Consider the following 13,060-nt stretch of genomic DNA (forward strand, 5'->3'; position numbering starts at 1 on the left):
CGCCCTCAGTGCGGCACGCCGAGATAGGCGTCGATGACGGCCTGGTTGCTCTTGACCTCGTCGGGCACGCCGTCCGCGATCTTGCGGCCGTATTCGAGCACGACGACGCGGTCCGACAGGTCCATGACGACGCCCATGTCGTGCTCGATGAGCGCGATGGTGGTTCCGAACTGGCTGTTGACGTCGAGGATGAAGCGGCACATGTCCTCCTTTTCCTCGAGGTTCATGCCCGCCATCGGCTCGTCGAGCAGCAGCAGCTCCGGCTCCATGGCGAGCGCCCGGCCGAGCTCGACACGCTTCTGCAGGCCGTAGGGCAGGCGCCCCACCGGCACCTTGCGGATGGCTTCGATCTCGAGGAAGTCGATGATCTCCTCCACCACCTTGCGGTGCTCGATCTCTTCGGCCATCGCCGGCCCATGCCGCAGCATCTGCCAGAAGAAGCCGCGCCTCATCTTCAACGTGCGCCCGGCCATGATGTTGTCGAGCGTCGTCATGCCCTTGAACAGCGCGACGTTCTGGAAGGTACGCGCGATGCCCTGGCTTGCCGCGACATAGGGGCGCATCTTCGAGCGCGTCCTGCCCTTGAAGGTGATGCGCCCGTCCTGCGGGTGATAGAAGCCGTTGATGACGTTGAGCATCGACGTCTTGCCCGCACCGTTCGGCCCGATGATGGCGCGGATCTCACCCTTGCGGATATCGAAGGAGACATCCGTGATGGCCTTGACCCCGCCGAAGCGCAGGGAAACGTTCTCGACGGCGAGCAGGACGTCGCCGGCCGCGACACCGGCATCCATGTCAGGCGCCCTCATGCGGCCTTCTCCTTCACCGCTGCGGGATAGATTCGCATGTCGCGGATCTTGACGCGCGCCGAGATGGTGCCCTTGCGGCCGTCCTCGAAGGTCACTTCGGTCGTGATGTCAGCCTCCCGCGAGCCGTCGTAGAGCGCCGTGATGAGCGGCGCATAGCGCTCGGCGATGAAGCCGCGCCTGACCTTCTGGGTGCGCGTGAGCTCGCCATCGTCCGCATCGAGCTCCTTGTGCAGGATGAGGAAGCGGCGGATCTGCGCGCCCGCCATCATCGGCTCGGCGGCGAGGGAGCGATTCACTTCGTCGACATTCTTTTCGATCATGTCATAGACGAGCGGATGACCGGCGAGCTCCTGGTAGGAGCCATAGACCACGTTGTTACGCTCGGCCCAGTTGCCGACGGCGGTAAGGTCGATGTTGATGAAGCAGGAAACGTAGTCGCGCTCGTGACCGAAGGCGACGGCCTCCTTGATGTTGGGGAAGAACTTCAGCTTGTTCTCGATGTATTTGGGAGGGAAAAGCGAGCCGTCATTGAGCTTGCCGACGTCCTTGGCGCGGTCGATGATCTTGAGATGGCCGGCAGGATCGAAGAAACCGGCATCACCCGTCTTGATGAAGCCGTCCTCGGTCAGCACCTCTTTGGTCTTCTCGTCATCCTTGAAATAGCCGACGAACATGCCCGGCGAGCGGAACAGCACCTCCCCGCTCTCGGAAAGACGGATCTCGACATTGGGCATCGGCGGACCGACCGTGTCCGGCTTGATGGCGCCATCGGGCTGGGCCGTAACGTAGAGGAAGGCTTCCGTCTGGCCGTAGAGCTGCTTCAGGTTGAGGCCGAGCGAGCGATAGAAGGAGAAGAGGTCCGGCCCGATCGCCTCGCCTGCCGTATAGGCGACGCGGATGCGCGAGAAGCCGAGCACATTCTTCAGCGGCTCGTAGACAAGTAGCCGCCCGAGCCCGTAGAGCAGCCGCCCGCCGAGCGGCACCCTTTCGCCGTTGAGGATCTTCTCGCCATAGCGCTTCGCGACGCCGATGAAATAGTGGAACATGCGCCGTTTCAGGCGGCCAGCGTCCTCCATGCGGATCATGACGCGCGTCAGGATCTGCTCGAAGACGCGTGGCGGCGCGAAATAGAAGGTCGGGCCGATCTCCTTGAGGTCCTGCATCGCCGTCTCGGCCGATTCCGGGCAGGCCATGCAGAAGCCGGCGACGAGCCCCTGGGCATAGTTGAGGTAATGGTCGCCGACCCAGGCGAGCGGCAGGTAGGCGAGCACCTCGTCCTTCTCGTCCAGCTTGTCGAAGGTCACCGTGTCGCGCGCCGCAGCGATGCAGCGCTCCGCCGTCAGCACCACCCCCTTGGAACGGCCGGTCGTGCCCGAGGTGTACAGGATGATGGATACGTCCGAGCCCTTGCCGGCGGCCATGATACCGTCGAGCCAGGACGCGACGCCAGGATCCTTCAGCGCCTCCTCGCCCTCCGCGATGACCTCAGCCATCGGGTGGAGGCGCGTGTGGTCGTAGTCGCGCAGGCCGCGCGGCTCGTCGTAGATCATGTGCCGCAGCAGGGGCAGGCGCTCGGAGACGGAGAGGATCTTGTCGACCTGCTCCTGGTCCTGCACCGCCGCGAACTTCACCTCGGCATGGGCGAGGACATAGGCGAGTTCGTCCGCCACAGCATCGGCATAGACGGGCACCGGCACGGCGCCCAGCATCTGGGCCGCCATGACGGTCCAGTAGAGCTTCGGCCGGTTGGCGCCGACGATGGCGATGGCCTCGCCGTGCTTGAGGCCGAGCCTCTCGAGGCCCACAGCGAGGCAGCGCACGTTCTCGTAGACCTCGGCCCACGTCCACGTTTGCCAGATGCCAAGGTCCTTGTGGCGGAAGGCTGGCCGGTCGCCGCGCACCGCCGCGTTATGCGCCAGAAGCTTGGCGAACGTGTCCGCCCGCACGGAATCGACCGCTGTCACGGCGCGTTCCTCCCTTCGGCCGCATCGGCCATGGCGTTTCCCTTCAGGCCGGATTTTGCCGGCTCTCGTTGATGCTCGAATAGTGCGCGGAGGGGCGTGTCTCCGCAAGCATCCGCTTGACAGACAAGTCAGGCCCGTGTTGGCTGGGATGCCGGCTTGTGCCCGGCCTCTTTCCTATTCTTTTCGCCCGTTTTGCGCCATTCCGCCGTCATGCGGGGCGCGGTTCATGCCGCAGCGCATCGTGCGAAAAAGCGAATATCGTCTGGGCCTTATCCGCGCATACTGTGCAACGATTCGCATCCGGTCTCATTCGCCGTAGCGGGCCAGCCGACGCAGGTCGATGATGCGCACGCCGCTGTGCTCGATCTTCAGGAGGCCTTCGTCCTCGAGCGCCCTGAGGCACTTGTTGGTCATCTGGCGCGACAGGCCGGAGAGGAGTCCGAGTTCCTCCTGGCTGATGTCGAGATAGCTGCCGACACTGGGATAGAGCACCGGGTTGAACATCCAGGCAAGGCCGCGCGCGAGACGCGCCTGCGCGTCGAGCATGCGGTCGTAGCCGAGTACGGCGATGAACTGGCCGAGCCGCTCGTTGAGTTGGTGGACGAGGAAACGGTTGAAGGCGACGCTGTTGTCGAAGAGCCAGAGAAAGGTCGCCCGGTTCATCAGGGCAAGGCGGGTCGCGCGGATGGCGACGAGATCGTACTTGCGCTGTTCGTCCTTGAGCAGGGTTCCCTCCCCGAACCATCCGCCCGCGGGCACGCCGGTGAAGGTCACGGCCTTGCCTGTATCGGACACGGTGCTGACCTTGACGAGACCGCTGACGACGCCGGACCAGCTGTCGAAGCGGTCCCCCTGATGGCAGATGTACTCGCCCTGCCCGAAGCTGCGCTCGACGATGCCCTTGGCCGCCCGCTCCCGCTCGGCGGGTGCCAGATCGTGCGCCCAGCGGGCAATGGAAAGAAGATACTCGGTCGTGATCAAGACACTGTCCGTGGCCGCGTCGCCGGCACACTATAGAGAGGCTTGCCGGCCGAGCGAAGCATTGCGCGCCGCCGCAGGCCTCGGCCTTTCGTCGCCCTTCTTTCGTCCTCTTGTCCAGTCTGGTCCGGAATGGAACCTTGGCGGCAGGAACCGGGCGAACCTTGGGGGAACCATCCTGCGATGATCATTGAAGCCGAACGCTCCTGCCTTCTTCTCGTCGATTTTCAGGGCCGCCTCGCGCCCGCCATTTCAAGCGCCATGGAAACGGTTGCCGCCGCGCGACGCCTCGCGCTCGCCGCTCGGCTCTTCGACGTGCCCGTCATCGCCAGCGAGCAGAACCCGCAGGGGCTCGGCCCGACGATCGAGGCCCTGCGGGACCTGCCGGAGCTCGTCATCGCCAAGACGGCCTTCGACGCCTCGCGCCAGAGCGAACTGCAGGATGCCCTCGACGAGGATCGCGACACGGTGCTCATCGCCGGCTGGGAGGCGCATGTCTGCGTCATGCAGACGGCCTTCGGCCTCAAGATGAACGGCTTCGCCCCCGTCGTCGTGGCTGACGCCATCGGCTCGCGCCAGCCGGCGAGCAAGGCGGCCGCGCTCGACCGGCTCGCCCGCCATGGCGTCGAGATCGTCACGAGCGAGATGGTCGTTTTCGAATGGCTGCAGGATTGCGAGCACCCGCGCTTCAAGGAAGCGCTCGCCCTGATCAAGTGACTTAGGGTCAGGTGCGTCGTGGCGGGCGCGGCACACCCGCCTGCCGCGCATAGGCCGCCGGGGTCAACCCGTAGGCGCGTTTGAACAGTCGGGTCAGATGCGCCTGGTCGGTGAAGCCGGCGCCAGCCGCCGCTTCGGCGGGCGGGACGCCACGGGCGAGCGCACCCTTCGCCGCCTCCAGGCGGATGGCGCGCAGATATTCGCTCGGCGGCAGGCCGAAGCGGCGCCGGAAGGCGCGGATGAGCTGGAAGCGCCCGAGCCCTTCTCCCTCGGCCAGCGCCTCGATCGTCAGCCGCTCCGCCATCTCTTCCCGCATGCGCGCGGCGAGCCGGGCGATGGCTCCATGGCCTGCATCCTCCGCGCGGCCGCGCCGCCCGGCGTGCCGCATGAGCGCGGCGGCGAGCCCGAGGTAGCGCTCCCCCGCCGCGAAGGGATCATCCCCGGCGTCGAGCTCGCGCGCATAGGCGAAAAGCGCGGCGGCAAGCGGCGGATCCTCCGCCACCACATCCCGGAAGCCGATCTCGTGCCGGGGGCCGAGTTCGGCGAGCGCGGCCGACAATTGCTCCGGCGCGAGATAGAGCATGCGGTAGACGACGCCCGCGTCGGTTGTCGCATGGCCGTCATGCAGGTCGAAGGGGCTGAACAGGATGACGGAGCCCGGCTGCGTCCGGTGCCGGGCGCCGCGGCACCAGAAGCTCTGCGATCCCCGCTCCGTGAAGCCGACGGCATAGGTCGCATGCGCGTGCCGGCCATAGGCGTGCCGGCTGAGGCCGGCCTGCAGCGCCTCGGCCCCGCGCGTGTCATCGCGCCGTGTCCGGAACCAGTCGTCGGCAGTTGCCTGTTGCAAGACCATCCCTCCTCGCCGCACCAGCGTACAAGACGCGGGGCGCGACCGGAAACGATCCTGGACGCGACATATCGATAAAGAGGCAGGAGAGCCCGGATCAGATGAAGTTCGACACCAAGATCGCCATTGCCGTGCGCGAGGATCTCGCCGTCTGGCAGAAGCTCAACATGGTCGCCTTCCTCGCGAGCGGCGTCGCCACCGGCCGGCCCGGCACCATCGGGGAGCCCTATCGCGACGGCTCGGGCCGGCAGTACTGGTCGATGTTCGGCCAGCCCGTGGTCGTGCTGACGGCCGCGGACGGCGCGGAACTCAAGGCTGCCTACGAGCGGGCCTGGTCACGCGGCCTCGGCCTCGCCGTCTTCACCGAGCAACTGTTCGCAACCGGCCACGACGCGACGAACCGCGCCGCCGTCGCCGCCGTGCCGAGCCCGGAGCTCGATCTTGCGGGCTTTGCCGTGCACGGGCCACGCAACGACGTCGACCGCGCCCTCAAGGGGCTCGGCCTGCACCGTTGAGCCCGGCCTATTCCGCCGCCATGGCGAGCGGCGGCTCGCCGGCGCGCCAGCGCTCCAGGAGTTGCGCCTCCTCCTTCTTCGCTGCCTCCAGATGGCGCAGCTTGACGTGGCCGAAGCCCCGGATCTTCTCGGGGATCGAGGCGAGCGCGACCGCGAGCGCATGGTTGTCCTGCGTCAGACCTTGCGTGAGCTCCGCGACGAGCGTCTCGTAGTCCTCGATCAGCTGCCGCTCCATGCGCCGCTCGGCGGTATAGCCGAAGATGTCGAGCGGCGTGCCGCGCAGCACCTTGAGCTTCGCCAGCATCCGGAAGACGGGCAGCATCCGCGGGCCGAAGCTCGTCTTCTTCGGATTGCCGCTGGCATCCTTGCGGCCGAGGATCGGCGGCGCGAGGTGGAACTCGTAGCGCAGGTTCTCGCCCGAGAAAGTCGCCCTTACCTGCTTCTCGAAGCTGCCGTCGGTGTAGAGCCGCGCCACCTCGTACTCGTCCTTGTAGGCCATGAGCTTGAAGAGATAGCGCGCCACCGCCGTCGCCAGCGCCGTCGCGCCGGGCTTCACCGCCGCCTCGCGCTCACGCACGCGCTCGACGAGCGTCGCATAGCGCGCCGCATAGGCGCTGTTCTGGTAGGCGGTGAGGAAGTCGACGCGCCGCTCCACCATCTCGTCGAGGGTCTGCGAGATGTGCCGGGCCGGCGTCGCCTCGCGCGTCGGCGCCACGAGTTGCTCGATGCGCGCCGGCTCCAGCGCCGCACGCCGGCCCCACAGGAAGGCCGCCTGGTTGAGTCCAACCGCCTGGCCATTGAGCGCGATGGCCTTCTCCAGCGCCGCGGCCGAGACTGGCACCTTGCCACGCTGGTAGGCGAAGCCGAGCATGAACATGTTGGCGGCGATGGCATTGCCGAGGATGGCGTTGGCGATGCCGGTCGCGTCGACGAAGGCGACGCCCTCTCCGGCAGCGGCCGCGATGGCCCGCTTGATGCGCTCGCTCGGCAGGCGGTAATCGGCGTTGCGCGTGAACTCGCCCGGATGCACCTCGGCCGTATTGACAACGACGGAGGTGCCGTCGGGCCGGATGGCGGCGAGCACCTTCTTCATACCGGTGACGACGAGGTCGCAGCCGAGGATGAGGTCCGCCTCGCCGGCGAATACGCGGATGGCGTGGATGTCCTCGGGCTTCTCGGCCAGCCGGACGTGGCTGAAGACGGCGCCGCCCTTCTGGGCAAGGCCCGCCATGTCGATCATGCCGCAGGCCTTGCCTTCGAGATGCGCAGCCATGCCAAGGATGGCGCCGATCGTGACCACGCCCGTGCCACCGACGCCGGTGACGATGATGTTCCACGGCCGGCCGTTGAAGCCCGGCAACTCCGGCTCGGGCAGGATGCCCCAGTCATCGGCGCTCTCCTTCACCTTGGCCGGTGTCGGCTTCTTCAATTGCGCACCATGCACGGTGACGAAGGAGGGGCAGAAGCCGTTGACGCAGGAAAAGTCCTTGTTGCAGTTCGACTGATCGATGAGGCGCTTGCGGCCGAACTCGGTCTCCAGCGGCTGCACGGACACGCAGTTGGACTTGACCCCGCAGTCGCCGCAGCCCTCGCAGACGAGCTCGTTGATGATGACGCGCTTGTCCGGATCCGGGAACTCGCCCTTCTTGCGCCGACGGCGCTTCTCGGCCGCGCAGGTCTGGTCGTAGATCAGCACCGTGACGCCGGGAATGGCGGCAAGCTCGCGCTGCACCGTCTCGAGGTCGTCGCGGTGATGAAGGGTGATGCCTGCCGGCCACGCGATGGTTGCCGGATATTTGTGGGGTTCGTCCGAGACGAGGGCGATGCGCTCGACGCCTTCGGCGCGCACCTGCCGGGCGATCATGTCCACCGTGAGGCTGCCCTCGTGGTGCTGGCCGCCGGTCATGGCGACGGCGTCGTTGAACAGGATCTTGTAGGTGATGTTGGTCTTCGTCGCGACGGCCCAGCGCAGGGCGAGGATGCCTGAGTGGTTGTAGGTGCCGTCGCCGAGGTTCTGGAAGACGTGGCCGCGCGTGGAGAAGGGCGCCTCACCTATCCAGTTGGCGCCCTCGCCGCCCATCTGGGTGAAGCCGTCGGTGCGTCGGTCCATCCATTGCACCATGTAGTGACAACCGATGCCGGCATAGGCGCGCATGCCCTCCGGCACCACCGTCGAGCTGTTGTGCGGGCAGCCGGAGCAATAGTGCGGCAGGCGGTTGGCGATTTCCGGTGCCTCCTTGAGGGCGCGCTGGAACGCCTTGATGCGGTTGACACGCGCCGCAAGCTCCTCGCTCGGGTAGTAGCGCAGCACGCGCTCCCCGACCGCGATGGCGATGTCGTTGGGGTCGAGCGCGCCCTTGACCGGGAAGAGCCAGTTGCCCTCCTCGTCCTTCTTGCCGACGCAGATCGGCTGGTCGGCCGTGCCGTAGAGCTCCTCGCGCAGCTGCACCTCGATGAGCGAGCGCTTCTCCTCGACCACGATCACCATGTCGAGGCCGCGAGCGAAGTCCATGAGGTCGGCGCGGCCGAGCGGCCACGGGCAGGCGATCTTGTAGAGACGGATGCCGAGGTCGTTGGCGCGGACCTCGTCGATGCCGAGGTCCTCGAGCGCCTGGCGCACGTCGAGATAGCTCTTCCCCACCGTGACGATGCCGATCTTCGGGGTGCGACCGCCCGAGGTGATGATGCGGTTGAGCCTGTTGGCGCGCACGAAGGCGAGCACGGCCTCACGCTTGAACTCGTGCAGCCGCTCCTCCTGCTGGAGGATGTTGTCGAACGGCCGGATGTTGAGCCCGCCCGGCGGCATGACGAAGTCTTCCGGCAGCACGATGTCTAGGCGATCCAGCGAGCCGTCGACAACGGCGGTCGATTCCACCGTGTCCTTCATGCCCTTGAGGGCCACCCAGGTGCCGGCGAAGCGGCTGAGCGCGTAACCGTAAAGGCCGTAGTCGATCAGTTCCTGCACGCCGGCCGGGTTGAGGATCGGCACCATCATGTCGACGAAGTTGAACTCCGTCTGGTGCGCCACGGTAGAGGATTCGGCCGTGTGGTCGTCGCCCATGATGGCGACGACGCCGCCATGCTTCGACGTGCCGGCCATGTTGGCATGGCGGAAGACGTCGCCCGAGCGGTCGACGCCCGGGCCCTTGCCGTACCACAGCGAGAAGACGCCGTCGTATTTGCCCTCGCCGCGCATCTCGGCCTGCTGCGTGCCCCAGACGGCGGTCGCGGCGAGATCCTCGTTGAGGCCGGGCTGGAAGACGATTCCCGCCGGATCGAGATAGCGCTTGGCGCGCTCGAACTGCTGGTCGAGGCCACCGAGTGGCGAGCCACGGTAGCCGGAAACAAAACCGGCGGTATGGAGGCCCATCCGCCGGTCACGCTCCCGCTGCATCAGCATGAGGCGTACGATCGCCTGCGTGCCGGTGATGAAGACGTTGCTCTTCGTGAGGTCGTATTTGTCGTCGAGCGACACGTCCCTAAGCGGAATGGCGGGCTGGCCCATGCCGATCCTCCTCCTGGCGCCTCTCGGACGCGCTTGCCGCCGGATTGCTTCCGGTCTTGCCATCTCGATATGTCAGCAATGCTGACATAATTTCGAATCTGCGTCAACGAGATGAGAATGGTTCCAGGCGGAGGTGCTTCCCGACCCCGGCGCCTCCATTTCGCCCCACTCGCACCGACATGTGCTAGAAACGGAAGGCGATGCTCCCGCACCCGCGTGCAAGATCGCAAGCAATGGTTAACCCTGTCGGCCGAGGCTGGACGGAACGCGTTGCGCTCGCTCGGATGAAATGACGGCGACATGACCCCGATGATCAAACGCCCTGCCGCCGCGATCACAGCGGCCTTAATGACGGCGCTCGCCGCCGCACCCGCCGCCGCCCATCCGCATGTCTGGGTAACGGCGCGCAGCGAGGTGCTCTACGACGGCAAGGGGGAGATGATGGGCGTGCGCCACGTCTGGACCTTCGACGCGGCCTATTCGGCCTTCGCCGTGCAGGGCCTCGACAAGGACGGCGACGGCAAGATTTCGCCCGACGAGCTCAAGGAGCTCGCCCAGGTCAATGTCGAATCCCTCAATGAGTACGGCTACTTCACAGTCGCCAAGGCGAACGGCGCCAAGGTCGCCTTCGCCGACCCCAGGGACTACGGTCTCACCTATGACAACGGCGCCCTGACGCTCACCTTCACGCTGCCCACAGCGAAGCCCGCGCGTGCGGACAAGCTGCTGTCGCTCGAAGTCTACGACCCGACCTATTTCGTCTCCTTCGCCATGGCGGAGGGCGATGACGCCGTGCGGCTCGCCGACGGCCCGAGCGGCTGCAAGACCAATGTCACCCGCCCGAAGACGCCTGACCCCGCCAAGATGCAGGAATTGTCGGAGAGTTTCTTCGAGAACCTCAGCGCGAACTCGACCTTCGGGGCCGATTTCGCCAACCGCGTGCTCGTGGCCTGCCCGTGACGAGCGTCGGTCTGGCAGGAGCGACGGCAGGGCCGCGTCTCGTGGCGCGCCGGCTCGTCGTTGCAATCATCGCAGTGGCGGTGGTCACCGGCGTGCTCGCGCTCATCGCCCACCTCCTGCAGGGGAGCGCGACACCGGCGCCGCCGGCGCGCAACCCCTTCGGCACCGGGCTGCGCGAGGCCGCGCCGGAGCCGACGGGTTTCGGCGCCTTTATCCTCGCCGTCCAGAGCCAGTACTACCGCCAGCTCACCGCCGCCGTTCAGGCGATGAAACAGGATGGCGCCGCCTTCTGGAGCCTCGTCGCCATCGGCTTCGCCTATGGCGTCTTCCATGCCGCGGGTCCGGGCCACGGTAAGGGCGTCATCTCCGGCTATATCGTCGCCAGCGGCCGCTCGCTGAAGCGGGGCGTCGGCCTCAGCTTCGCCGCCGCTCTCGTGCAGGCGCTGGTCGCCATCGCCCTCATCGCCGTGCTCGCCCTCGCGCTCAATGCCACCGCGCGCTCCATCAACGAAACCGCGCGCCTCGTGGAGCTCGCGAGCTTCGCCGCGGTCGCCCTCATGGGAGCCGCCGTGCTGTGGCGCAAGGCGGGCCGCTTCGTCGCCATCGGCCTGCCGCAGGCCGGTGCCGCATCCTGCGACGACGACTGCGGCCACGTGCACATCCCCCCGCCGGAGGCGCTCGACCGGATGCGCGACTGGCGCGAGATGGCGGGCATCGCCCTCGCCGCCGGCATCCGCCCCTGTTCGGGGGCGCTCATCGTCCTCGTCTTCGCCCTGTCGCAAGGCCTCTTCGCCGCCGGCGTCGCCGCGACGCTCGCCATGGCGCTCGGCACGGCCCTGACGACGGGGGCACTCGCGGCCCTCGCCGTCTTCGCCAAGGCACTCGCGCTGCGGCTCGCAGGCGGGCGCGGCCTCACGGGCGCGCGCATCGTCGGGGGGCTCGAGGTCCTTGCCGGAGCCTTCGTCCTCGTGCTCGGCCTTGCCCTCCTCGCAGGCCTGTGGGCCGGCGCCGCGCCAAGCTGAACGGCCTCACGCCGGGGCCAGCGGATCGTTTTCGAGCAGGATGGGCCGTCCGTGCGGCGTCGCCCGTGCGGCCCTGTCCCAGGCGGCGCAGCGCTCGGCAAGCGCCTCGGGCGCGGCGACGCCCTTCTCGGCGACGAGCCTCTCCAGCGCCGCGAGCCAATGGTGGTAATAGCTGTCGCCGAGGTCGGGATCGCCCGCCGCCTGCGCGCGGCGGATCGCCCGCGACAGCGCCTCGGCCCATTCGCGCCAGGTGAAGAGCCCTGCCTCGTTGAGTGCCACCGCGATGGCGAAGGCCTCAGCCTCCCAAGGCTCGCGGAATACGGGCCCGTCCGCGTCCCGCGCCACTGGCGTGATGCTGCAGACGGCATCGAGCAGTGTATCCGCCGCGCTCATGCCGCCGCTCCTTCGAGATAGCTCTCCCAGGCGTCGATCGAGACGGTGAGCGTCGCATCGCCGTCCGCGCCCCACAGTTCGGCCCCCGAGAAGGCAACGGTGTAGAGCCATTGCGGGCACTCGCCCTTCCCGTGCGCGTGGGTGTCGGGAAAGACGAAGACGCCGTTGACGCGCGCGATGATTCCGACCTTGCCGCGGGCATAGCGCGGCAGGCGCGTGTGGCCGGTAGGGTGCATCACCTTCGTGCGCACCCGCTCGCCCACCGCGAAGCGGGCGGGCGCCTCAGCCGGCCGGTCGTACTGCGTGCCCCGCGCGAGCACGGTGGGCACGTCCGCGGCCTTCAGCACGCGCTGGCCGGGATCGCCCGGCGCCAGCGCCCGGCCGGCCGCCAGCTCTTCCGCCGTCACCAGCCCGCGGGCGAGCAGCAGCTTCTCCAGCCCCTTGATCCAGATCTCGTAATAGCTCGACGACAGATAATCGGCCGGGGGGAGCGTCTCGCGCGCATGGCGGCTCGCATCGATGTTCCATTCGCCCATCGCGCCGGCGGCGAGGGTGACGGCGAGCGCCCGCTTCTCCCAGGGAGCGTGGAAGCGCACGTCCTCCGGCTCCGGCTCCACCGGGCCGAAGCCCATCATACCGCCGAGGTCCTGCGCGCCGTTCATGCCCGCCCCTCTTCGGGTGTGCGGGCCAGGCCCGTTCCGATCATCGAATCGCGTGTCACGAGCCGCGCCAGCGCCTCCTCGTCCCAGCCCTCGGTGCCGGCCGGGCGCATGGGGATGACGAGATAGCGCGTCTCGGCCGTCGAATCCCACACGCGGATACGCGTCGCCGCGGGCAGGGTGATGCCGAAATCGGCCAGCACGCCGCGCGGGTCGATGACCGCGCGCGAGCGGTAGGGCGCCGACTTGTACCAGATCGGCGGCAGGCCCAGTACCGGCCACGGATAGCAGGAGCACAGCGTGCAGACGACGAGGTTGTGCTCCTCCACCGTGTTCTCGACGGCGACCATGTGCTCGCCCTGGCGGCCGGTGAAGCCGAGCGAATGAATGGCCGCCGTCGCATCCGTGCGCAGCCAGGCACGGTACTCCTCGTCCACCCAGGCCTTGGCGACCACCCGCGCGCCGTTGCGCGGGCCGATCTTCGTCTCATAGGTATCAATCAGCACGTCTAGCGCGGCGGGATCGACATAGCCCTTCTCGACCAAAATCGATTCCAGCGCCCTGACGCGCAACGCCATGGGCGAGAGCTCGCTGCCCTCGTGATCGTGGTCGCGATCATCGTGGTGATGGCCGTGGGAATGCTCGTGCATGGCGCCTCGCACCGAAGGGCAGGATCGGCGGCGATCATAGC

The 13,060-nt window shown here is 67.6% G+C and carries 12 protein-coding genes; 4 read left to right on the plus strand and 8 right to left on the minus strand.

Going from position 1 to position 13,060, the window contains the following annotated elements:
• Positions 1–5 precede the first annotated feature (5 nt).
• The 3 genes from BOQ54_RS14295 to BOQ54_RS14305 all read right to left on the minus strand — a co-directional run bounded on the left by BOQ54_RS14295 (position 6) and on the right by BOQ54_RS14305 (position 3,754).
• On the minus strand, positions 6–809 hold the full coding sequence (locus BOQ54_RS14295; RefSeq protein WP_063185527.1) for an ABC transporter ATP-binding protein: 804 nt from the start codon (positions 807–809) through the stop codon (positions 6–8).
• Positions 806–2,773 carry an AMP-binding protein gene (locus BOQ54_RS14300; protein WP_083585984.1) on the minus strand — a complete coding sequence of 656 codons (1,968 nt, stop codon included), beginning with the start codon at positions 2,771–2,773 and terminating at the stop codon, positions 806–808. Before BOQ54_RS14300 ends, BOQ54_RS14295 begins: the two co-directional genes overlap by 4 nt.
• Before the next feature lie 306 nt (positions 2,774–3,079).
• Complete coding sequence (locus tag BOQ54_RS14305; RefSeq protein ID WP_063185529.1) at positions 3,080–3,754, minus strand: Crp/Fnr family transcriptional regulator; 675 nt, start codon at positions 3,752–3,754, stop codon at positions 3,080–3,082.
• A 180-nt stretch (positions 3,755–3,934) separates the two neighbouring features.
• Between BOQ54_RS14305 and BOQ54_RS14310 the strand changes: the two genes are divergently transcribed.
• The gene (locus tag BOQ54_RS14310; RefSeq protein WP_063185531.1) at positions 3,935–4,468 is read left to right on the plus strand and encodes an isochorismatase family protein; all 534 of its coding nucleotides are present in this window, start codon (positions 3,935–3,937) and stop codon (positions 4,466–4,468) included.
• Positions 4,469–4,475: 7 nt separating this feature from the next.
• Here BOQ54_RS14310 and BOQ54_RS14315 read toward each other — a convergent pair whose 3' ends face one another.
• Positions 4,476–5,315: an AraC family transcriptional regulator gene (locus BOQ54_RS14315; protein ID WP_169790077.1), complete on the minus strand. Its 840-nt coding sequence runs from the start codon at positions 5,313–5,315 to the stop codon at positions 4,476–4,478.
• Positions 5,316–5,416: 101 nt separating this feature from the next.
• Here BOQ54_RS14315 and BOQ54_RS14320 point away from each other — a divergent pair, with 101 nt between their 5' ends.
• On the plus strand, positions 5,417–5,830 hold the full coding sequence (locus BOQ54_RS14320) for a DUF2000 domain-containing protein (RefSeq protein ID WP_071924136.1): 414 nt from the start codon (positions 5,417–5,419) through the stop codon (positions 5,828–5,830).
• 7 nt (positions 5,831–5,837) lie between these two features.
• On the opposite strand, the gene BOQ54_RS14325 is transcribed toward BOQ54_RS14320, so the two are convergent.
• On the minus strand, positions 5,838–9,335 hold the full coding sequence (locus BOQ54_RS14325; protein ID WP_071924137.1) for an indolepyruvate ferredoxin oxidoreductase family protein: 3,498 nt from the start codon (positions 9,333–9,335) through the stop codon (positions 5,838–5,840).
• Between the two features lie 309 nt (positions 9,336–9,644).
• Here BOQ54_RS14325 and BOQ54_RS14330 point away from each other — a divergent pair, with 309 nt between their 5' ends.
• Together BOQ54_RS14330 and BOQ54_RS14335 are read left to right on the plus strand one after the other, a co-directional pair.
• Complete coding sequence (locus BOQ54_RS14330) at positions 9,645–10,295, plus strand: DUF1007 family protein (protein ID WP_245316225.1); 651 nt, start codon at positions 9,645–9,647, stop codon at positions 10,293–10,295.
• Positions 10,292–11,317: a nickel/cobalt transporter gene (locus BOQ54_RS14335; protein ID WP_071924138.1), complete on the plus strand. Its 1,026-nt coding sequence runs from the start codon at positions 10,292–10,294 to the stop codon at positions 11,315–11,317. The genes BOQ54_RS14330 and BOQ54_RS14335 overlap by 4 nt, the downstream gene beginning before the upstream one ends.
• 6 nt (positions 11,318–11,323) lie before the next feature.
• Here the strand turns inward: BOQ54_RS14335 and BOQ54_RS14340 are convergent, their stop codons facing one another.
• Genes BOQ54_RS14340 through nthA form a run of 3 tightly spaced genes read right to left on the minus strand, consistent with a single transcriptional unit; the run spans position 11,324 to position 13,019 of the window.
• The gene (locus BOQ54_RS14340) at positions 11,324–11,710 is read right to left on the minus strand and encodes a nitrile hydratase accessory protein (RefSeq protein WP_071924139.1); all 387 of its coding nucleotides are present in this window, start codon (positions 11,708–11,710) and stop codon (positions 11,324–11,326) included.
• Complete coding sequence (gene nthB, locus BOQ54_RS14345; protein WP_055457721.1) at positions 11,707–12,372, minus strand: nitrile hydratase subunit beta; 666 nt, start codon at positions 12,370–12,372, stop codon at positions 11,707–11,709. The genes BOQ54_RS14340 and nthB overlap by 4 nt, the downstream gene beginning before the upstream one ends.
• Positions 12,369–13,019: a nitrile hydratase subunit alpha gene (nthA, locus tag BOQ54_RS14350; RefSeq protein ID WP_071924140.1), complete on the minus strand. Its 651-nt coding sequence runs from the start codon at positions 13,017–13,019 to the stop codon at positions 12,369–12,371. Before nthA ends, nthB begins: the two co-directional genes overlap by 4 nt.
• Positions 13,020–13,060: the final 41 nt, after the last annotated feature.

The organism is Chelatococcus daeguensis (genome assembly GCF_001887265.1).
Classification (GTDB): domain Bacteria; phylum Pseudomonadota; class Alphaproteobacteria; order Rhizobiales; family Beijerinckiaceae; genus Chelatococcus_A; species Chelatococcus_A sambhunathii.